Genomic DNA, 21,669 nt, shown 5'->3' with positions numbered 1-21,669 from the left:
GCCTTAGGTTCGATAGAAAACTCATAACCTTGGATAGGGAGTTGATGCGATAGCTATTACTTTTTCAGGTAAGGGAACTCATCATATAGCAGTTGAATTACATGTTTTAATTGTTCTTTACTTTTTACAATAAGCAGTACGGTATCGTCACCAGCAATTGTGCCTAATATCCCTGAGTTTTGAATGGGTTGAAATGAAAAGGATACAAATTTTCTATCAATAAAAAAAGCCAGGCTGTTTGCATTTCCAGGATGGGTGTGGAGCACAATAAGGCCATAATCTGACACTTGTAGGTTCAATACCAAAGGCAGATTCGGTACATTATAGTCGACGACTTGATAAGTACCGCCTATTTTTGCAATTTTTAATTTTTTAAGCCTTCGCGAGAGGGTTGCCTGAGGAATAGTGTAACCTCGAACTTTTAAGCTATTTTGCAAATCAATTTGTTCTGCAATTTTTTCTGTTTGCACAATATTTAATATGTGTCCATCAAGAGCTGCATCTTGGCTCATATAACTCTCCACTTCATTTATGACCATGTGAATACAAAATCATTTTAATGAAATTATATTCAAAATATCTTGACAGAGCAAGTCGAGGTTGATAAATTTAAAAAAACGCATAAAAACTGGATTTATATTCAAATGAAACAACTATTTTTTATCGCTTTAGTGGGGCTTTCATTGATTGTCTTTCTTTGCTACGCAAAAATTCCCAAGGAGAGTACTCAAAATATTCATTTTGCGGTGGCAGCAGAATATCCACCATTTGAATATAACGACCATGGGGAAATCAAAGGATTCGATATTGACCTTGCACGCTTGATTGCAAAAAAATTAGGTAAAGAAGCATTTTTTGATACCATGCAATTTAGTAGTATTTTACCCGCCTTAAGTACTGGACAGGTTGATGCGGCGATTTCTACGATAACGATTACCGAACAGCGAAAAAAGAATTTTGATTTTACCAAACCTTATTATTTCGAGAGCATGGCAGCTGTTTTTCCTGAAAATAATCCAATTAAAAATATACAACAATTAGCCGACAAAAAAATAGCTGTGCAATTGGGTAGTACTATGGAAATTTGGTTAAAGCAAAATGTTCCTAACGCTAATCTTTTGATTATGGATAATAATAATCAAGCCATCGCAGCCCTAAAAGCTGGCCATGTCGATTTGGTTCTCATAGATGGTGTCCAAGGTCTGGTATTTAGTCAGAAAAATCCAGGATTGTCTTTTGCTGTAATTGCCAAATCAGATGCTGGCTATGGCTTAGCTCTAAAAAAGAACTCTGAATTAACACAAAAAATAAATCAAGCGCTACACGAAATAGAACAAAGCGGGGAGTTGGCTGCTCTTAAGAAAAAATGGTTGGAGGATGCACAATGGAAGAGTTAAAACAAAATGTGCTCTATATTGGTGAGGGTACTCTCATTACCTTAATTTTATTAATTGGCGGTTTATTGATAGGGACTTTATTGGGAACATTACTGGCTTTATTGCGATACCAAGGAATAATGAAGCCAATAATTAATGGATTTATCTCCGTGATGAGAGGAACTCCAGTCATTTTGCAACTTAGTTTTATTTATTTTGCGGTACCTGCCTTAATCGGTGTAAAAGCAAATATTCTAATGGCAGGGCTTTTAACATTTGGTCTGAACAGTTCTGCATATATTGCTGAGATTCTGCGATCAGGAATAGAGCATTTGCCCAAAGGACAGTTTGAAGCAGCAAAAACTTTGCAGATCCCTGCTTTCTATTTATGGAAAGATATCGTTCTACCACAAGTTGTGAAAAATATTTTTCCTGCATTCATTAATGAAATGATTGCGTTACTGAAAGAAACAGCATTAATTGCGACTATAGGTGGGATGGATTTGATGCGTCGAGCTCAATCAGTTGCTGCAGAACAATTTACCTATTTTGTTCCCTTGTGTATCGCTGGTTGTTTTTATTATGGAATGGTTCTCTTGATTGAATTCATGGGTAAAAAAATTGAAGAAAGGGGGCTTTATGTTAGTCATTAACCAGGCATCTAAATATTTTGGATCATTACCCGTATTAAATAACATCAATTTAGAGTTACAAGTTCAGACAGTGCTTGGTTTGGCTGGGCCATCTGGAAGTGGAAAATCCACGTTGCTGCGTTGCATCCAACAATTAGAAACATTAGATGCCGGAACGATTACAGTAAAAGGACAAAGCGGTTTTATGTTCCAGGATTTTCAGCTTTTTCCCCATATGACTGTAATGCAAAATTTGGTTTATGCACCTCGCTTACAAAACAAAACATTAAAACATGAGGAGCAAGCGAGTTCTTTGCTACAGAACTTAGGGATTCGTGATAAAGCATCTGCTTATCCACATCAATTGTCTGGTGGACAAAAGCAACGCGTTGCTTTAGCACGAAGCTTAATGATGAAACCTAATTTATTGCTTTGTGATGAACCGACATCGGGCCTCGATCTGGCGACAATTGATGAAGTAATTAGTTTACTAAATTCAGTGAAATCTTTAGGCGTTACGATGGTCATTGCATCTCACGATCTTGATTTTCTCAGCAAAATGTCGGATCGCTTGATAGTTCTGAAAGGTGGCCAATTAGTTGCCGATGTGGTTCCTAAAGAACTGGCTGAGCCTATTATGCATTTAAAACAATACTACCAGGAGTAGATCCATGAATGAATCGATTAAAAAAATTGTCCTTGCTTATTCCGGTGGGCTGGATACTTCCGTAATGATTCCATGGCTTAAAGAACATTACCAACAGGCAGAAATTATTGCTATGGTTTGTGATTTAGGACAAAGTGAAGACTTAGCAGCGATTAAAGATAAGGCGATAAAAAGCGGTGCTTCCAAAGCCTATGTAATGAACGTTCAAGATGAATTTGTTAGCGACTATTTGTGGCGATTAGTCAAAGCAGGCGCTCTTTATGAAAATCAATATATTTTAGGTACCATTTCACGACCACTTATTGCAAAAAAACTGGTTGAAATTGCATTAGAAGAAAAGGCGGAAGCGGTTGCTCATGGAGCAACTGGCAAAGGTAATGATCAGGTTCGTTTTGAATATACGGTAAAAGCATTAGCTCCAGAACTTAAAATTATCGCCCCATGGAGAACTTGGAAAATTAAGTCACGACAAGAGGCGATTGCGTATGCCAAATTACATGGGATTGAAGTACCTGTTACCCCCAAATCACCTTATTCACGAGATCATAATCTTTGGTACATTTCGCATGAAGGAGGGATTTTGGAAGATCCAGGACAACCCAGACCTGATGATCTATTATTAATGACCGCCTCTTTGGAGCAAACATCGGATAAGCCCGAATTAGTGAGTATTGAGTTTGTAAAAGGGGTTCCCGTTGCGTTGAATACTAAAAAAATGTCATCTGTCGAATTACTAAAACAATTAAATCAAATAGCAGGTTCTCATGGAATTGGGGTGGCTGATATTGTGGAGAATCGACTGGTTGGAATGAAAATCAGAGGAATATATGAAGCACCAGCGGCTGCTGTGTTGTACAAAACACATCAGATGCTTGAGAGTTTATGTCTTGACCGAGCAACTTTGCATTTAAAACAATCCTTGCAACAAACGTATGCCAATCTTGTTTATGAAGGACGATGGTTTTCTCAAACGAAGAACGCATTAGATGCTTTGATTGATGTGACGCAACAACATATGACTGGAACTGTCAGTGTCCAGTTATTTAAAGGGAACATCATTCCTTATGGGATGTATTCACCCTTTAGTTTACATGATCCTGCTTTAGCTACATTCGAAGAAGATGGTGTTTATAATCAGCAGGATGCCGAAGGATTTATTAATCTATTTTCTTTATCAGCACAAGTGTATGGCAAGGTACATAAAGGAGGTAAATGATGGCTCATAAAACTTGGGGAGGACGATTTAAGAAGGAGTTAGATACTCGAGTCATGCATTTTAATGCTTCCCTGGCTTTTGATAAGGTACTTTATGTCCACGATATCGTGGGCAGCCAAGCACATGCAAAAATGTTAGCACGTCAAGGGCTTATCACTGATAATGAGGCAGACTTGATCTGCAATGGGTTAGACGAAATCAGCCATGAAATAGCAAAAGGCATCCATGAATTTGATGAGTCTAATGAAGATATTCATATGTTTGTGGAGCAATTACTCATCACCAAAATTGGTGATGTAGGTAAAAAGCTTCATACTGGTCGCAGCCGCAATGATCAGGTTGCTCTGGATTTAAGGTTGTATTCTCGTGATGCTGGATTGCAGATTATCGCACAGATACAAAATTTAAACCATGTTTTGGAAGAGCTGGCTCGTGTTCATGCGGAGGATAAAATTCCTGGCTATACACATTTACAGCAAGCTCAACCCATTTATTTAGGTCATTTCTTTGCTGCTTATCTGGCAATGTTTCAACGAGATTTAGGGCGTTTTCACGATTGGCATACACGGATGAATTACTCTCCTTTAGGTGCTGGTGCTTTAGCAGGAAGCACTTTGCCTTTGGATCGTGCGTGGGTTGCTAAAACGTTGGGCTTTAATGGAGTCATTGAGAATACTCTGGATGCTGTGAGCGACAGAGATTTTATTATTGAGTTTTGTTCTGCTGCATCGATCGTGATGATGCATTTATCACGTTTTGCGGAGGATTTAATTCTTTGGGCTACTCAGGAATTTGGTTTTATTACCCTTGATGATGCTTTTGCGACAGGTTCTTCTTTAATGCCTAATAAGAAAAATCCAGATGTTTTGGAGTTAGTTCGAGGTAAAAGCGGCCGGGTATTTGGGCATTTAATGGGGATTCTTACTGTCATGAAAGGGTTGCCGCTTGCGTATAATAAGGACATGCAAGAAGATAAAGAATGTTTGTTTGACACCGTTAATACATTGACGGCTTGTTTGGACATCATGACGCCGTTTTTGCGCAGTGTGCAATTTAATACGAAATTAATGGCACAAAAAGCCAATAGTGGTTATCTAAATGCTACAGCAATATTAGAGTCTTTAGTATTGAAAGGTATACCTTTTAGGGATGCGCATCATCAAGTGGGCTTGTGGGTTCAGGCTGCAATGGATAAGAGTTGTTCGCTTGAGGAGATTATTAAAAGTGAAATGTAGGCAGAGAAAGTGCCCCTCATCTGCCCTAACGGGCACCTTCTCTGTGGAGAAGGGAAACATAATCGCTACACTACACTAGGCTACGAGCTTCTTGCAGAAGCTCATTTTTAAAGTAGAATGATGTACACACCATAACTATCTATTGAGTTAGTCATTCATGTTGCAACATTATAAAACCCAAGGGGGCGTTGAGATAGAGTGTTCTCAGACGCCACTGGATTATCAACAAGGCATAGAAAATCTGCTGGAACATCTGGATTCACAAAGAGGCGCTTTATTCGCATCAAGCTTTGAATATCCAGGGCGTTACACATGTTGGGATATAGGTTTTTATAATCCACCTTTGGCTCTTACTTGCAAGCAAAATTTAATTCAAATTGATGCATTAAATCAACGCGGTAAGATGCTATTAACATTCATTATGCCTTTACTGGAACATGAAGCGTATTTAGAAGTATTGGCACAAAGTAATACGTTGTTACAAATCAAATTGATACCTTCTGATGAGGTCTTCAGCGAAGAAGAGCGTAGCCAGCAACCATCGGTATTTACGGTGATTCGCCTTATCTTGGCTTTTTTCAAAGTAGATGAGGAGTCTTACTTAGGACTATATGGTGCTTTGGGTTTTGATTTGATTTTTCAATTTGAGGGCTTAAAGAAACATAAAAAAAGAGAGCCATCACAAAGAGATATGGTTCTTTATTTACCTGATGAGATTTATGTGGTGAACCATCGTAAAGAAGAAGCGTTTCTTAGACGTTATGATTTTCAATTTCAAGGCCAATCAACTAATTCTTTGGCGAGAGAGGGGGGGACTGCAACATACCAGGCACCAAATAAGCCAAAAAAGACATGTGATCATGAGCCAGGAGAGTATGCCCAGGTTGTTGCCAAGGCCAAAGAGCGATTTGCTTGTGGTGATTTGTTTGAAGTAGTGCCAAGTCAAACTTTTTATACCCATTATGAAGATCAACCTTCTGCTTTATTCAAACAAATGCGTCGTTTGAATCCGTCACCATATGGCTTTTTTATTAATCTAGGTGATGACGAATATCTGGTTGGTGCCTCTCCAGAGATGTATGTGCGAGTGCATGGGAAAAGAGTGGAAACTTGTCCCATTTCAGGAACGATTAAACGGGGTGCTGATGCCATTGAGGACGCAGAAAATATTCAGGCTTTACTCGATTCAAAAAAAGAAGAATCTGAATTAACAATGTGTACTGATGTGGATAGAAACGATAAATCACGTATTTGCGAAGCAGGTTCTGTGAAAGTAATCGGCCGCAGGCAAATTGAAATGTATTCGCGAGTGATTCATACCGTCGATCATGTTGAAGGTATTTTGAGAGAAAACTTTGATGCTGTAGATGCTTTTCTAACCCATATGTGGGTTGTTACTGTAACTGGTGCACCAAAACTGTGGGCGCTTAATTTTATTGAAGAGCATGAAAAATCTCCCCGTAAGTGGTACGCTGGTGCAGTAGGTTGGTTTGGTTTTGACGGGAATTTAAATACGGGCCTGGTTTTGAGAACAGTACGTATTGAAAAAGGAGTTGCTGAAATTCGTGTGGGTGCCACCTTGCTTTATGATTCAATACCTGAGTCAGAAGAGGAAGAAACCCGCTTAAAAGCCTCTGCATTTTTAGATATGTTGCAAAAACGCGAGCCTCATGCTGCAAGCAAGGCAATGGATTTGCCCTTAACTGGAAAAGGTAAGCACGTATTGCTTATCGATCATCAGGATTCTTTTGTGCATACTTTGGCAAATTATCTCCGGCAAACTGGAGCCGAGGTGAGCACAATTCGTTTTGATAAGGCCTTGCATTATTTACAAAATAAAAAATATGACCTTGTTGTTTTATCTCCTGGACCAGGCAAACCAAGTGATTTTAATCTTTCTCAGACAATTGCAGAGGTTATTTCTAAAGGCATACCATTGTTTGGAGTGTGTTTGGGGTTACAAGGACTTGTTGAGCATTTTGGTGGTGTTTTGGATGTTCTAAAATATCCTATGCATGGTAAGCCATCAATTATCAACGTAGTCGGTGAACCTGATTTGTTCTCTGGCTTGGGGAAGAGCTTCAAGGCAGGAAGATATCATTCTCTTTATGCACGCTTGAATACAGTACCCAAGGAATTGAATATTACAGCGATGAGTGATGATGGCGTCGTTATGGCTGTTTCGCATCAACAGTTACCCATTCATGCGGTTCAGTTTCATCCTGAAACCATATTGTCTTTAGTTAATCAAGCAGGATTAAAAATTATTACTAATTTAATGAGGATGATTTAAGGCAATGCGCAAAAAGATATTGATGCTCTATGTTGTATCTTTTGTTTTGGGTATTGTCGTAGGCCTTGTTGGTTCTACGTTTCGATTATCAATCGATGTGCTTAGCAACTTGCTAGATAACTTTTTTCAATCCCTCAGCATTCATGGATGGCCGGCCGCTTTTATTTCCGGTTTGGTTTCGATGGTTCTGGTCTATGCTGCTTATTTTGCTGTAAAGCAGTATGCTCCTGAAGCTTCAGGAAGTGGTGTCCCGGAGATTGAGGGTACATTACTTCATTTAAAAACCATATTTTGGCGTCGCGTATTACCGGTAAAATTCTTTTTTGGCATGTTGGTCCTTTCTGCAAAGATGATTTTGGGACGTGAGGGACCTACGATTCACATAGGTGGTAGTTTAGGAGAAATGCTTGGAAGCTTATTTAACCTTTCTCGACGTAGAAAAGATAGTTTAATTGCAGCAGGAGCCGCTGCTGGTTTGGCTGTTGCTTTTAATGCTCCTTTAGCCGGAGTTATTTTTGTTCTGGAAGAGATGCGCAATCAATTCAACTATTCTTTTACCAGTTTTAGTATGGTTGTTATCTGTTGTATTACTGCTACAGTTATCCTTGATTTAATCATTGGGCCTCAGCCAACAATTCCAATGAATGTATTTGAATTCCCCCATCTTGATTCCTTATGGCTATTTGCTCTGTTTGGTATTGTGGTCGGTTTTGTGGGGCTTTTATTTAATCTCTCTTTAATTAGAACACTAACATTCTTGGATAAACTGACTTCACGACAAAAATCATATTACGTCTTGGCTGTAGGTTTTTTGATTGGTGCTTTAGCGGTACATCATCCTGAAGCAGTGGGTGGTGGTATGAATATTATTCATCAGGCCTTAACTCTTGCACCCGGATTTGGTTTTTTGTGTTTTCTTTTAGTGGCACGCTTTATAGGAACTATGGTGTGTTATGGAACATCAGTCCCTGGAGGAATTTTTGCCCCGATTCTTTCTTTAGGCACGCTTCTTGGTTTAGCTATATTCCAGATTTTAGAAATGTTACATATTGATTTCTTAACTCAACCAGGCATGTTTGCCGTGGCAGGAATGGCCGCCCTGTTTGCTTCATCAACACGCGCACCAATAACCGGAGCCGTATTAGTGGTAGAAATGACTCATAATTATTATTTAATTTTCCCTGTGATGATGGCATGTATTACCGCAACTATTGTGCTGCAGCTCACTCCAAATGGACCTATCTATGAGCAATTATTAGATCGTTCTCTCCGTTTGGATAAGAAGAAAACTGCATCGAGCTAGGTGTGAACGTATGCCGACCTGGATACTAATTGCCGTAAGTAGGCTGGGCTGATAAGCCCAGCTTACATTGTCTGGTATTTTCGGTGTTTGTAACTGCTTAAGAATAATAGATGAAGCACTCGCTCAGGCAAACAAGCGACTACAATTAATCCACATGCACAACAATTTTTCCAAAATGCACACCTGATTGTATCCGTTGGTGGGCTTCTTCAATTTGTTCTAGTTTAAACTCCGAATCAATAATAGGGATTATTTTTTTTGCTTCGAGGTACTTCGTCCATGCATTATGAGCTTCGCGCCATAATTTACTTTTTTCCTCAATAGATTGAGAGCGGAGTACAAAACCAATAATTTGCAGTCTTTTACGCATAATCAATGCAAGGTTGCATTCTACGGTACTTCCTTTAAGGCATGCTATCTGGATAAGCTTGCTTTGTGGTTTCAATAAGTGTAGGTGTTTATTAAAATAATCGCCGCCTATAAAATCTATAATTAAATCAACGCTGTGATCCTCAATTAAATCCTCGAAGTCTTGTTTACGATAATTAATGACTTGATCTGCACTAAGTTTTTTTGCCTTATCTATCTTGTCATCAGTTCCTACTGTAGTGATTACGTGTACACCGATCAATTTTGCCATTTGAATTGCTAGCGATGCAATACCACTTCCTGCACCATGAATAAGCAATGTTTGCCCTGATTTCAGCGTACCTAGATCAAACAAAGAAGCATAAACAGTCATCAACGCTTCAGGAAGTGCAGCAGCAAGGGTATAATCCCAGGTTGATGGAATGTGTTGAGCTAACGATGCTTCAACAGGGCAAAATTCGGCATAAGCGCCACTGCCAACTAACCCATAAACTTTATCGCCTGGTTTAAATTGAGTGACATGTGCCCCCACCTCAACTACTTCGCCTGCAATTTCCAAGCCTAGGATATCCGACTCGCCAGCTGGTGGCGGATATTTGCCATAACGTTGCATGATATCTGCTCGATTTAAAGCTGTTGCTTTTACACGCACCAAAATTTGTGATTCGCTGTATTCAGGAGTTGGGCCATTTTCGATGACCAATCGACTGTGTGAACCAGGGTTTTCTATGTGTACGTAGCGCAAAATTTTTTCCTTAAAATAAATAATTAATTGCAGCCAGGGTGCAGTGCAGCGAAACCTGGGGCATTCAAGATTAGAAAACCCGATTTTCGCTGCACTGCACCCAAGCTACGTATTACCTAAGCTTCTTCTTTTTTTATCACTTTACTTAAACAACCAGAGCTATATAATGCTTATACAGACCCTCTTATACGTTGGGCAATGGCTAAATTTAATCATCAACGCCTTTATGCTTGGCTTTTTATAGTGCCACAGCTTATTGTTACCCTGGTGTTTTTTATTTGGCCTGCATGTAATGCATTATTGCAATCGTTTTTTTATACAGATGCTTTTGGTCTGCATAAAAAATTTGCAGGACTTTCCAATTTTTTGGATCTTTTTTGGGATCCGAGTTACAGCAAAGCAATTGGAGTTACCTTTATTATTGCTCTTAGCGTGACGTTTTTCACATTAAGTTTAGGACTCCTTATGGCCATATTAGTGAATAATAGAGGCCGAACGCAAGGGGTCTATAAATCTTTATTAATTTGGCCTTACGCTATCGCTCCTGCAGTGGCAGCGATTTTATGGCGTTTTTTATGTCATCCCACTTTAGGATGGCTGACACATTTTTTGCAGTCACTTGGAATTAATTTTGATTATGTAAATAATGTCAATCAAGCATTTGCTGTGGTGATACTTACCGCGAGTTGGCAGCAATTCAGTTATAATTTTTTATTTTACCTCGCAGCCCTTAAAGCAATTCCTTCATCATTAATTGATGCAGCAATCATCGATGGTGCTTCAGGATGGCAACGTTTTTGGCAAATCATTGTTCCACTGTTATCTCCAACTACTTTTTTCTTGATCATTATGAATCTTATGTATGGTTTTTTTGATACTTTTGGCATTATTCAAGTGATGACACATGGTGGTCCTGGTAATAGTACGACTAATTTGATTTATAAAGTGTATCAAGATGGATTTGAAGGAATGGATATAGGCAGTTCATCTGCACAATCGGTACTCTTAATGATTATTGTTATTCTTGTTTCTTCAGTGCAATTTAAGTACCTCGAAAAAAAGGTTCATTACGCATGAAATCATATTTTACTCGTGCTCTATCACATGGAGTTTTATGCTGTTTTGTGATTTTGATGTTGTTACCTGTTTATTTGGCACTCGTTGCTGCCAGTAATGAAGGCAATATCATGATGCAATCTCACATTCCTATGGTTCCAGGTACATTATTATTCAAAAATCTAAAGGCAGTCATGACGGAAGGATTAGCGGTTACAGGAGGTGAGCCGATTACTTCTATGTTATTGAATAGTTTTTTTATGGCTATGGCCATTGCATTAGGCAAGATAGTTCTTGCTTTAGGTTCTGCATTTGCTTTAGTTTACTTTGATTTTCCATTTAAAAAGCTATGTTTTGCATTAATTTTTACTACGATGATGTTGCCGATAGAGGTCCGAATTGTGCCTACATTCCAGGTGGTTGCTTCTTTTGGACTATTAAACTCATTTACTGGATTGACCTTGCCTTTATTTGTGTCCGCTACAGGTACATTTTTATTTCGTCAGTTTTTTAAAACTATTCCTTCTGAACTTGTTGATGCGGCAAAATTAGATGGGGCAGGGGCTGTGCGTTTCTTTTTTGATATTGTTTTACCCCTATCTAGAACGCAAATTGCATCATTATTTGTTATTTTGTTTGTATATGGCTGGAATCAATATCTGTGGCCGCTAGTGATTACTACGGAAACAAAAATGGCTACAGTAGTTATGGGTATTCGATATTTAGCTGGGGTGGCAGATCAAATTCCACAATGGCATTACATTATGGCTGTTGCATTGATTGCTCTTATTCCGCCTTGCATGGTGGTGATGTTAATGCAGCGCTGGTTTGAAAAAGGGTTAAAGTAAGCATGGCAACCGTCAATCTCATTGAAGTGTCAAAGAGTGTTGGACCTACAACGGTTCTAAATAAAGTAAACGTAGGCATCAAAAAAGGCGAATTTGTGGTTATTGTTGGTCCTTCTGGATGTGGAAAAACAACTTTATTGCGTTTAATTGCAGGTTTGGATGATGTCAGCTCGGGTTCAATTTTAATCAACGATCAATGTGTTAATGAAATACCCGCAGCCCAAAGAGATATGGCTATGGTTTTTCAAAATTATGCTTTATATCCACATATGACTGTATTCGAAAATATGGCTTATGGGTTAAAGATGCGACGTTATAAGAAAGCAGAAATTAAAAAAAGGGTGGATGAAGCAGCACAGTTGTTGCATTTGACTCCTTTTTTGGAGCGCAAACCACAAGCGCTTTCAGGAGGGCAAAGACAAAGAGTTGCTATGGGAAGAGCTATGGTGCGTTCTCCTGCAGTTTTTTTATTTGATGAACCCTTATCAAATCTTGATGCAAAGTTACGGACGGAAATGCGTCATGAAATTCGTCGGTTGCATCAACAATTAAATACAACCAGTTTATACGTAACTCATGATCAAACTGAAGCAATGACTATGGCTGAACGTGTTATCGTACTTAATCAAGGAGATGTTGAACAAATAGGTACTCCTCAGGAGCTCTATCAAAATCCTGCAACTTTATTTGTGGCTGGATTTACAGGACAATATCCTATGAACTTGATATCAGGAATCTTCGATAAAAGCAGTAATACGGTGCAAACGGATTTGGGAATTACTTACCCTATTCCTAATTTGGTGCTTGAGCTTGAAGATAAAGATGAATTGGTTTTGGCAATCCGCGCAGAGCATATTGTGTTGTGCTCTGAGAATAACCCACAAGGCATTCCCATCCATATTGAATTTATGGATGATATGGGCGCTGACAAATTGCTCCATGCTAAATGCATCAAAAATGGCCAGTCCCTTAATTTGCGTGTTACAGCAGATCAACAACTGACGGGTGGACAACTCTGGGTTGAGCTACCTAAAATTAAATTACATCTTTTTCATCGTACTTCTGGAAAACGTATTGGAGAATGGCGTGCGTAAAGAAAAAAACAAACTAAAACCAATTGATACCCCGGTTTATCGCTATTGGTCTGCATTGTATATGTCTTTCTATTCACGACGTCTTTATGTGGATGTTGGAAAACGTTGGCGAGGATTTGCTCTTTTTTACCTTATATTAACCATAGCCTTATTTTCAATTCCATTTGCATTAAGAATGAGCTTTAGCTTGAATGAAGCATTTAAAGATCAAATTACGGACCCTTTATCAAAAATTCCTGTTTTTGATATACAAAATGGTGAAGTTTCTTTTGATAAGCCAATGCCTTATTTAATTAAAAATGAGCAAGGGCAAGTAGTGGTTGCTATTGATACTACAGGTAAGATCAATGATTTTCCTACAGATTTTCCTTACCTTACGGTTTTGATTAATAAAAGTAAAATTTCTCTTAAAGTACCGAGTCTTAAACTGTTTAATATGACGGATTCAAAACCCAGTAGAAGTGAGCCTTTAGTTCAAAAGTTTGACAAAAGTACTAACCTTGTATTTGATGGTAAAAAAATTGCTGAACAAAACTCAATTAAAAATTTAAAACTCTTTTCACAACTGATGATTTACCCCATGGTTGTAGCAATATTTCTTTCAATTTTTATTGTTTTTTTCTTGGTGTTAGCATTTTTGGGGCAAGTTTTTTCAAATATATTCTTTTCCTTTAACGTAAGCTTTTTACAATCATGTCGCTTGTTAATTGTTGCTGGTACTCCTATGTTATTACTGCTGCTGATTATGTTTACACTCAATTCAATTTTTCCGGGATCAGGATTCATTTTATTTGCATTACTAATCGCATATTACAGTTTTGCACTTTATTCACTACGTGCAGAAAGTAGGCGAGTTATGATTTCATGAAAAACATTGAGTTTGATATGGTGATATTGGTTAGTGCATTTTGACTATTATTGGATTTCTATTGATGGATAGATGCAAATGGTGACTTTATGAGAGAGTTGATTCATTTTGCGCATGGAAATGGTTTCCCAGCTTTATGCTACAAACAAATGCTGGATGGCCTCGAGAAAGAATTCGATTATTGTTACATCGACCGAATTGGTCACGATCCTTTATTTCCAGTAAGCGAAAACTGGCACAATCTCGTATTGGAAGTTATTGGCAGTATTAAAAAGCAAGCCAATCAGCCCGTAATTGCAGTAGGACATTCTCTAGGAGGGATTTTGAGTTTCTTGGCAGCCATTGAGCAGCCAGAACTATTTAAAGCGGTGATCATGTTGGATTCGCCTTTAATTGGTACTTTTAAATCAAGTATGGTTCGTTTGGCAAAAGCTCTGGGCATTATTGATCGGGTAACCCCTGCATTAAGAACTCGAGGCCGTCGTATGTATTGGGATAGTCATGATCAATTAATCGCTTATTTAAAAACTCGAGACTTATTTAAAACCTTTACGGATGCTTGTTTAAATGATTATATTACCTACGGATTAGAGTACAAAAAGGATGGATACTATTTACGCTTCGACAGGCATATTGAATATCAAATTTATCGAACGATTCCACACGTCATTCCAAACTATGAAGGTAAGTTATTCATTCCAACAGCATTAATTTATGGTGACAAAAGTACTGTGGTTGGTAAAATGGATGTGCGTTACATGAAAAAATATTTTAATGTTATAAATTATAAGACACAAGGGACCCATTTATTTCCTATGGAATACCCAGAAGTTGTTGCAAAGCAAATTATAAAAATTGTGTCTGGTTTGAACTTAAATTGAGTCTATTGACAATTCGCTAGACTGAGCCAAAAAAGTGTCATTTTAGAGCACTAAACGCAGCATACACGAGTACGTGTGTATCGGAGCGTATAAATAAATGACACTTTTTTTGCCTAGGATAATCGAGTTGTTAACAGGCGTACTTGTGGTCAGAAGGCCCAAAATATTAAGGAGAATAATGTGCTACACGCTATTTTAGTGCTCATAATCATTGGCGCTGCAGGGATATTGCTAACAAGGCAAGCAGCAGTTTCAGTGTGGGCGATTAGCTTTGGTTTATTTAGTGCTCTCGTTTTCTGGTATGGTTCTCCTGGTTTAACAACAAAAATCATCCTCGTTTTAGTTGAACTTGCTTTAATTGTTTGTGCTATAAGACCTTTAAGACGCACATTATTATCCAAATATTTTTTTAAATCTGTAAGCAAAGCCATGCCAGCCATGTCTGCCACTGAACGAGAGGCACTTGAGGCGGGTACAGTAAGTTGGGAAGGAGATTTATTTAGTGGTGCTCCTGATTTTTCTATATTAAGGAACTTACCTACAGTAAGCTTGACTGAAGAAGAACAGGCTTTTATTAATGGTCCAGTGAACACTTTATGCTCCATGATTGACGATTGGGATATAACCCATAATCTTACTGATTTGCCTCAGGAAATCTGGCAGTTTATTAAAGACAATCGATTCTTAGGCATGATTATTCCCAAACATTATGGTGGCCTCGAGTTCTCTGCTACGGCACAAATGTCTGTTTTAGTAAAAATCTATGGCCGTTCAATTACTGCAGCTACAACTATATCTGTACCTAATTCTCTGGGCCCAGGTGAGCTATTACTTAAATATGGAACTGAGGAACAAAAAAATTACTATTTGCCACGATTGGCAGATGGACGAGAAATTCCTTGTTTTGCATTGACGGGACCCAATGCTGGTTCTGATGCGGCATCAATTCCAGATAAAGGCATCGTATGTCAACAAGAAATCGATGGCAAAACAGTACTAGGAATTCGGTTAAATTGGGACAAACGCTATATTACTTTATGTCCAGCAGCTACAGTAATTGGATTAGCATTCAGATTATTTGACCCAAGTAATTTGTTGGGTAAAGGTGAAGATGTAGGTATTAGTTGTGCGTTGATCCCAGCAAATACCGCTGGTATTACAAAAGGGCGTCGCCATTTTCCATTGAATACAGGCTTTTTAAACGGTCCAACACAAGGTAAAGACGTGTTTATTCCAATGGATTACCTGATTGGCGGGGTTGCAATGGCGGGTTGTGGCTGGCGCATGCTCATGGAGTGTTTGAGTGCTGGAAGAGCCATATCATTACCTTCGAGTGCGAACGGAGGGGCTCAAGCCGCTGCTTTAGCTTCTGGAGCTTATGCTCGCATTCGCAAACAATTTAGTCAGCCCATTGGAAAGTTTGAAGGTATTGAAGAACCTTTGGCGCGAATTGCAGCGAACACATACATTATTGATGCTGGTGTAACAATGGCTGCTGCTGCTATAGATAATGGAGCCAAACCTTCCGTAGTCGGTGCGATATTAAAATACCATACTACCGAACGAGCAAGACAAGTTTCGCTTGACTCTATGGATATTCATGGCGGGAAAGGCATTTGCCTTGGTCCTAATAATTATTTGGGTAGAGGATATCAGGGATCCCCCATCGCTATTACTGTGGAAGGTGCGAATATATTAACTCGAAGTTTAATTATCTTTGGCCAGGGAGCAATTCGATGCCATCCGTATGTGTTTAAGGAGCTTGAAAGCATTAGAAACAATAATTTGGTTGAATTCGATAAAGCATTTTTTGCCCATGCCGGGTTTATCATTGCTAATTTTACTAAGTCAGTTATTTTTGCTTGGACCGATGCACATATGTCTAAAGCACCGGTTAGTAGTGTGAAGCGTTACTACCAACTCGTGCATAAATACAGTGCGAATTTGGCGTTTCTTGCTGATTTTTCAATGACGGTTTTAGGTGGCAACTTAAAGCGTAAAGAGAAACTGTCATCTCGTCTTGGAGACATGCTGAGTGCATTATATTTGACTTCAGCAGTATTAAAACGTTTTCATGAAGATGGTGAACCAAAAGCTGATTTACCTTTAGTAGAGTGGAGTTGTCAGCAATTATTGCATGAGTGTGAAATGGCAATGCATGGAGTTATCGTCAATTTTCCAGCTCGTTGGGCACGAGTTGTTTTACGTCTGATTATCAAACCATTAGGCAATCGAAGAAATAAACCAAATGATCAGTTAGGCCATAAATTAGCTCGAGCTTTAATTGAACCTGGTGAAACTCGTAGCCGGCTTACTCATTTAGTTTATAGTAAAGCAAGCGAGAATTGTCCTTTGGGTCGTATGGAGGAGACATTCCATAAAATTTGTGCTGCTGATGAGTTAGAAAGAAAAGTAATGCGAGCAGTAAAAGATAATGTTTTGAAATCACTTACCTTACTTGAGCAGATCAATGAAGCTTTAGCTTGTGGTTTATTGACTGAAGCAGAAGCCAAGCAATTAAAAGAAGCGGAATTGGCACGTCAAGATGTGATTAAAGTAGATGATTTCAATGATGAGGATTTACGTCGGGCTCAACCAACAAAATCTAACAGAAGTAAAAAGGCTGTTGTTAATAAGGACGATATAGAATCAGAGATGATTTGATTTGTAAGTGTTCGCAAGGATCCGTCGTTTTTAATTTGAGTGATTCTACCTCTACTTGCCGCGGCTTGACCGCGGCATCAAGGCATATTGTTAATCATTAATATTTAGCCTGTGTCGCTTTTTAGCCTGGATTAGCACCGGATTCTATTGTCGTCATTCTTGTATGTGTTAGGTAATTCGTTGACAAAAATAACAATAAACGTAGGCTGGCTGCTAAGCCCAGCATGTATCAGTCCAATGTATGAGCACTATAGATAAGTGACTTGTTAGTTGAAACTACAGTGATGGTTTTCATAATAGGCATTTTTGAAGAATAAGAATTAACCCTGCAAACGCTGGGCTTAACAGCCCAGCCTACTGTGCTACACTTGCTTTTTCGCCAACGAATTACCAGGGATAAGGGGCGTGGCCTCCCCAGATTACGCTACGTTAATCCCCGCCACAATGCTATTTCATTTTAATTGGGTAGCTTTGGTCTATAATTAAACAAGGTTATTTGTACAAATAATACACATATTTTTTCTGCAAGCAAGCTCCTTAATATATTAGGGACAATATTAAGAACATGGAGGTTAGCATGAAACGAAGGTCAGTGCAGGACAACATCATGATAACCGTACTTGTAGGATGCTTCATGTTGCTGCTATCCAGTTTGACCTTTGCAGATCCTATCAATCAAGTTTCTCGCTTAAGCTACATTAATGGTACTGTGAGCTTTTTACCTGCAGGGGAGTCTCAGTGGGTAGGTGTAACTCTTAATCGGCCTTTAGTCACAAATGACCAAATATGGGCAGATGCAGGATCTCTTGCTGAAATGCAATTATCTGGTGCTGCTGTGCGTATGGGAAGTCAAACGGCATTAAAAATTTTGAACCTGAATGACGAAATCGCACAATTTCAACTGACACAGGGAACCCTTGTTTTAAGTATCAAGAGTATAAATGGTCAACAAGCTTATGAGGTCGATACGCCAAATTTAGCTTTTGTCATTACAGAACCTGGCTATTATCGCTTTGATGTCATAGCAGAAGATGATATGACGACAGTTAGTGTGAGAATGGGGGAGGGAACTGCTTATGGGCAAAATGCATCAAATACAGTAGATGTTGGCAAGTCATGCAGTGCTACTGGGACTAATTTAGATAATTTTCAATGCACGACTCTCGGTGTTGCTTTAGATGATTTTGAAAGTTGGAGTTTAGATCGCGACAAGGTAGCGGGTACGGTTTCAACTCAATATATTTCTCCTGACACCATAGGCTATGAGGATCTCGGTAATTATGGCTCTTGGACTCAAGATCAACAATACGGTCCCGTTTGGTATCCTAATAATGTAGCGACAGATTGGGCACCTTACCAAGATGGTCAATGGATATGGCTAGGTTTTTGGGGCTGGACTTGGGTGGATAATCAACCTTGGGGCTTTGCACCATTTCACTATGGGCGTTGGGCACACCTTAGAAATCGATGGTGCTGGGTCCCTGGACCAATAGGTGCTCATCCTCTGTACGCACCTGCATTAACTGTATTTATTGGCGGTAATAATCCTCAATTCATGATAAATGGTGGATATGGTATTGGTTGGTTTCCTTTAGCACCTGGAGAACCTTATATTCCTTCTTATTATGTTAATCATAACTATTTTATCGCGATCAATCAGAGTAACACCGTTATTGATGTTGCTTTCATTAATAATATTTACAAGAATCAAAATATGATAATTAACTACAGAAATGCGCGGATTGCTAATGCAGTTACTGTTGTTCCATCAGATGATTTTATTAATTCCAGGATAGTGAATAACCTTCGTTTACACGTTCCTGATCAAATACTTTTTAATGCTGGGAAAACACATGTTGCACCTATTGTACCTCGAGCTATCAGTATATTAGGAGGAAAGGCCTTTACTCAGGTGAAACCTTCCGCTGAAATAATCTCAAGACCAATTATCACCAAAACACAGCCTTCTTCTGCAACACCTTCTTTCTCACAAGTACATCCGTTTTTGTTAAAAAATGCAGGCAGACCCCTGACCCCTGCAGAAGTTCAAAATATAAACACTGGAAAACCAGCTATTATCAAGCAATCACCACCGGTAACAGTGCACCCAGTACCTGGTCAAACACCTGGTGAGCAACCAGTTCCTAATCAAACTAATCCAAAAGCTCGTCCGGGCCTAAATGTTCAACCTACCCAAAATATTCAGCCTGGCTTAAATGCTCCACCCGGGATAAAAGTTCAACCTGGTCCAAAGGTTCGACCTCGCCCAACTGTTCAACCCAGTCCAAATGCTCAACCGCAACCTTATGTTCGCCCAGGAACAAACATACAAACGAAACCGTATGTTCAACCCGGTCCAAATGCTCAACCACAACCTTATGTTCGCCCAGGAACAAACATACAACCGAAACCGTATGTTCAACCTGGTCCAAATGCTCAACCACAACCTTATGTTCAACCTGGTCCAAATGCTCAACCGCAACCTTATGTTCGCCCAGGAACAAACATACAACCGAAACCGTATGTTCAACCTGGTCCAAATGCTCAACCACAACCTTATGTTCGTCCAGGAACAAACATGCAACCAAAACCGTATGTTCAGCCTGGTCCAAATGCTCAACCGCAACCTTATGTTCGCCCAGGAACAAACATACAACCGAAACCGTATGTTCAGCCTGGTCCAAATACTCAACCGCAACCTTATGTTCGTCCAGGAACAAACATGCAACCAAAACCATATGTACACCCTGGTACAAGTGTTCAGCCATCCCCAGTTTTGAAACATGAACCTATGGTTCATCCAGCTCCTGCTATTCAAAATCAGCCTATGGTCCAACCACAGCAAGTGCCGCATCCTGTGCAACATGTGAAACCACAATATTAATTTGGACACTAATGGATGTACATTTGAATTGATTTCTTAACCTAATAAAAAACAAACAGGGGTAGCGAATGACTGAAAAGGTTTAGTGGATTTTCTTGATAATTAAATATTTTATAGCCGGTGTTATTGATCTACTTGAAACAGTTTGTAACGGAGATACTGAAAATGATTAATCATGTTTTTTAAAAGAAAATTAATTAGTGCTGACTCATAATGATTTTTGGGGTAAAAAAAGACCGGAGGTAGACCTCTGATCTAAAGACAGCTGTTAAAAAATTTACAATGTATTGATATTATGCGGTTTCTTTAGTGTCATCCGGCATGGTTATGTTTAATTCAAGCACTGAGTTATCTCCCATGCGTTCAAGGTTCACACTGACCTGGTCACGTGTGACATGAACGTATTTAGCAATAACAGCAAGAATTTCTTCTTGAAGCTTTGGCAGATAGTCAGGTGTATTGCGTTGAGAACGCTCATGAGAAATGATTATCTGTAAGCGCTCTTTAGCAACTGATGCTGTAGCAGTTCTTCTACGCAGGTAATTGAAAATGCTCATACAGTCACTTCCTCCTTGTTCTTACTGAATAAGCGACGCAATAATCCTTTACGATCATTACTTATGAAGCGCATTGGCCTCTCTTCGCCGAGAAAACGAGCAATTGCATCTTGATAGGCAATACCGGCATCACTTGTTTCATCAAGCACTACGGGTGTACCAGTATTTGATGCTTTAAGAACTGATTTTGACTCTGGAATCACTCCAATTAATGGAATAGCTAATATTTCTTTTACGTCTGTAACAGAAAGCATATCACCACGCTCAACACGCTCTGGATCATAGCGTGTTAATAATAAATGTTCTTGAACGGGCGCTTTATTTTCAATCGCTCTTTTAGTCTTACTAGCAAGAATTCCCAATATGCGATCGGAGTCACGTACTGAAGAAACTTCTGGATTCGTCACAACGATTGCATGGTCAGCAAAATACATAGCCATTAATGCGCCTGTTTCAATCCCAGCTGGTGAATCACAAATAATAAAGTCAAAATCTTTTGCAAGATCGTTAAGAATTCGTTCAACTCCTTCGATCGTTAATGCATCTTTATCACGAGTTTGTGATGCAGGGAGGATAGAGAGGTTAGCAATACGTTTGTCTTTAATTAAAGCCTGATTGAGGTTTGCTTCGCCATTTATGACATTAATAAAATCATAAACGACCCGCCGCTCGCAGCCCATGATGATATCGAGGTTTCTTAAACCAATATCAAAGTCAATAACCACTGTTTTGTGCCCTAAGAGAGCTAGGCCCGAAGAAATAGCCGCAGAAGAAGTGGTTTTTCCCACTCCGCCTTTGCCAGATGTAATTACGATTATTTTAGCCAACGCTGAACCCTTCCTATTTTTTTTGATTCAACACAATATTTAAACAACAGTGTACACGTTAATTGATAAATAATTCAAGTAGTACAACAGTGATCCGAGGAAAAACATTTCCCAAAATGCAGCGGGGCAAGAATGGTTTTTGCTGATTATTTTG

Annotated in this window: 18 protein-coding genes; 14 read left to right on the top strand and 4 right to left on the bottom strand. The window is 39.0% G+C overall.

Features of this window, described 5'->3' with window-relative positions; translation table 11 throughout:
• Positions 1–56 precede the first annotated feature (56 nt).
• A complete protein-coding gene (locus BGO44_RS01380) occupies positions 57–512 on the bottom strand; it encodes an arginine repressor (protein WP_058510712.1) in 456 nt (151 codons plus the stop codon).
• A gap of 132 nt (positions 513–644) precedes the next feature.
• Here BGO44_RS01380 and BGO44_RS01375 point away from each other — a divergent pair, with 132 nt between their 5' ends.
• From BGO44_RS01375 to clcA, 7 genes are all read left to right on the top strand, one after another.
• A complete protein-coding gene (locus BGO44_RS01375) occupies positions 645–1,397 on the top strand; it encodes a substrate-binding periplasmic protein (protein WP_058510711.1) in 753 nt (250 codons plus the stop codon).
• A complete protein-coding gene (locus BGO44_RS01370; protein WP_058510710.1) occupies positions 1,385–2,029 on the top strand; it encodes an amino acid ABC transporter permease in 645 nt (214 codons plus the stop codon). The genes BGO44_RS01375 and BGO44_RS01370 overlap by 13 nt, the downstream gene beginning before the upstream one ends.
• Complete coding sequence (locus tag BGO44_RS01365; RefSeq protein ID WP_058510709.1) at positions 2,016–2,675, top strand: amino acid ABC transporter ATP-binding protein; 660 nt, start codon at positions 2,016–2,018, stop codon at positions 2,673–2,675. The genes BGO44_RS01370 and BGO44_RS01365 overlap by 14 nt, the downstream gene beginning before the upstream one ends.
• Positions 2,676–2,679: 4 nt before the next feature.
• The gene (locus BGO44_RS01360) at positions 2,680–3,891 is read left to right on the top strand and encodes an argininosuccinate synthase (protein ID WP_058510708.1); all 1,212 of its coding nucleotides are present in this window, start codon (positions 2,680–2,682) and stop codon (positions 3,889–3,891) included.
• Positions 3,891–5,126 (top strand): argininosuccinate lyase, encoded by a 1,236-nt coding sequence (gene argH / locus BGO44_RS01355; protein WP_273199503.1) that lies wholly within the window; start codon positions 3,891–3,893, stop codon positions 5,124–5,126. Before BGO44_RS01360 ends, argH begins: the two co-directional genes overlap by 1 nt.
• Before the next feature lie 157 nt (positions 5,127–5,283).
• Positions 5,284–7,419, top strand: coding sequence for an anthranilate synthase component I (locus tag BGO44_RS01350; protein ID WP_058510706.1), 2,136 nt, complete (start codon positions 5,284–5,286; stop codon positions 7,417–7,419).
• A gap of 4 nt (positions 7,420–7,423) precedes the next feature.
• Positions 7,424–8,722, top strand: a complete 1,299-nt coding sequence (gene clcA, locus BGO44_RS01345; protein ID WP_273199470.1) for a H(+)/Cl(-) exchange transporter ClcA — start codon at positions 7,424–7,426, stop codon at positions 8,720–8,722.
• Positions 8,723–8,867: 145 nt separating this feature from the next.
• On the opposite strand, the gene BGO44_RS01340 is transcribed toward clcA, so the two are convergent.
• On the bottom strand, positions 8,868–9,836 hold the full coding sequence (locus BGO44_RS01340; RefSeq protein ID WP_273199469.1) for an NAD(P)H-quinone oxidoreductase: 969 nt from the start codon (positions 9,834–9,836) through the stop codon (positions 8,868–8,870).
• 198 nt (positions 9,837–10,034) lie between these two features.
• On the opposite strand from BGO44_RS01340, the gene BGO44_RS01335 reads away from it, so the two are divergent.
• From BGO44_RS01335 to BGO44_RS01305, 7 genes are all read left to right on the top strand, one after another.
• Positions 10,035–10,913: a carbohydrate ABC transporter permease gene (locus tag BGO44_RS01335; RefSeq protein ID WP_058510703.1), complete on the top strand. Its 879-nt coding sequence runs from the start codon at positions 10,035–10,037 to the stop codon at positions 10,911–10,913.
• The gene (ugpE, locus tag BGO44_RS01330) at positions 10,910–11,740 is read left to right on the top strand and encodes a sn-glycerol-3-phosphate ABC transporter permease UgpE (RefSeq protein ID WP_058510702.1); all 831 of its coding nucleotides are present in this window, start codon (positions 10,910–10,912) and stop codon (positions 11,738–11,740) included. Before BGO44_RS01335 ends, ugpE begins: the two co-directional genes overlap by 4 nt.
• 2 nt (positions 11,741–11,742) lie before the next feature.
• A complete protein-coding gene (locus tag BGO44_RS01325) occupies positions 11,743–12,834 on the top strand; it encodes an ABC transporter ATP-binding protein (RefSeq protein ID WP_273199466.1) in 1,092 nt (363 codons plus the stop codon).
• Positions 12,827–13,702 (top strand): DUF1189 family protein, encoded by an 876-nt coding sequence (locus BGO44_RS01320; protein ID WP_058510700.1) that lies wholly within the window; start codon positions 12,827–12,829, stop codon positions 13,700–13,702. Before BGO44_RS01325 ends, BGO44_RS01320 begins: the two co-directional genes overlap by 8 nt.
• Before the next feature lie 89 nt (positions 13,703–13,791).
• Entirely contained in the window at positions 13,792–14,583 is a 792-nt protein-coding gene (locus BGO44_RS01315) for an alpha/beta fold hydrolase (RefSeq protein ID WP_058510699.1), read from the top strand.
• 180 nt (positions 14,584–14,763) lie between these two features.
• The gene (locus BGO44_RS01310) at positions 14,764–17,247 is read left to right on the top strand and encodes an acyl-CoA dehydrogenase (RefSeq protein WP_058510698.1); all 2,484 of its coding nucleotides are present in this window, start codon (positions 14,764–14,766) and stop codon (positions 17,245–17,247) included.
• A gap of 577 nt (positions 17,248–17,824) precedes the next feature.
• Positions 17,825–20,131, top strand: coding sequence for a DUF6600 domain-containing protein (locus BGO44_RS01305; RefSeq protein WP_273199464.1), 2,307 nt, complete (start codon positions 17,825–17,827; stop codon positions 20,129–20,131).
• Between the two features lie 293 nt (positions 20,132–20,424).
• Here BGO44_RS01305 and minE read toward each other — a convergent pair whose 3' ends face one another.
• Positions 20,425–20,688 carry a cell division topological specificity factor MinE gene (minE, locus tag BGO44_RS01300; protein ID WP_058510696.1) on the bottom strand — a complete coding sequence of 88 codons (264 nt, stop codon included), beginning with the start codon at positions 20,686–20,688 and terminating at the stop codon, positions 20,425–20,427.
• On the bottom strand, positions 20,685–21,515 hold the full coding sequence (gene minD / locus BGO44_RS01295) for a septum site-determining protein MinD (protein ID WP_058510695.1): 831 nt from the start codon (positions 21,513–21,515) through the stop codon (positions 20,685–20,687). Before minD ends, minE begins: the two co-directional genes overlap by 4 nt.
• Positions 21,516–21,669 lie beyond the last annotated feature (154 nt).

Origin of the sequence: Legionella sp. 39-23, from assembly GCF_001897665.1 — a bacterium.
Lineage (GTDB): Bacteria > Pseudomonadota > Gammaproteobacteria > Legionellales > Legionellaceae > Legionella > Legionella steelei.
The sequence above is the reverse complement of the archived record's forward strand: the minus strand, read 5'-3'. Positions and strand labels throughout refer to the sequence as shown.

Bases quoted from the DNA above. Each gene is read 5' to 3' on its own strand.
- ugpE (WP_058510702.1), top strand. From the start codon at position 10,910: ATGAAATCATATTTTACTCGTGCTCTATCACATGGAGTTTTATGCTGT.
- BGO44_RS01335 (WP_058510703.1), top strand. From the start codon at position 10,035: ATGGCTAAATTTAATCATCAACGCCTTTATGCTTGGCTTTTTATAGTG.
- BGO44_RS01350 (WP_058510706.1), top strand. From the start codon at position 5,284: ATGTTGCAACATTATAAAACCCAAGGGGGCGTTGAGATAGAGTGTTCT.
- BGO44_RS01325 (WP_273199466.1), top strand. From the start codon at position 11,743: ATGGCAACCGTCAATCTCATTGAAGTGTCAAAGAGTGTTGGACCTACA.
- BGO44_RS01315 (WP_058510699.1), top strand. From the start codon at position 13,792: ATGAGAGAGTTGATTCATTTTGCGCATGGAAATGGTTTCCCAGCTTTA.
- minE (WP_058510696.1), bottom strand. From the start codon at position 20,688: ATGAGCATTTTCAATTACCTGCGTAGAAGAACTGCTACAGCATCAGTT.
- BGO44_RS01365 (WP_058510709.1), top strand. From the start codon at position 2,016: ATGTTAGTCATTAACCAGGCATCTAAATATTTTGGATCATTACCCGTA.
- BGO44_RS01360 (WP_058510708.1), top strand. From the start codon at position 2,680: ATGAATGAATCGATTAAAAAAATTGTCCTTGCTTATTCCGGTGGGCTG.
- BGO44_RS01380 (WP_058510712.1), bottom strand. From the start codon at position 512: ATGAGCCAAGATGCAGCTCTTGATGGACACATATTAAATATTGTGCAA.
- clcA (WP_273199470.1), top strand. From the start codon at position 7,424: ATGCGCAAAAAGATATTGATGCTCTATGTTGTATCTTTTGTTTTGGGT.
- BGO44_RS01305 (WP_273199464.1), top strand. From the start codon at position 17,825: ATGAAACGAAGGTCAGTGCAGGACAACATCATGATAACCGTACTTGTA.
- BGO44_RS01375 (WP_058510711.1), top strand. From the start codon at position 645: ATGAAACAACTATTTTTTATCGCTTTAGTGGGGCTTTCATTGATTGTC.
- argH (WP_273199503.1), top strand. From the start codon at position 3,891: ATGGCTCATAAAACTTGGGGAGGACGATTTAAGAAGGAGTTAGATACT.
- BGO44_RS01370 (WP_058510710.1), top strand. From the start codon at position 1,385: ATGGAAGAGTTAAAACAAAATGTGCTCTATATTGGTGAGGGTACTCTC.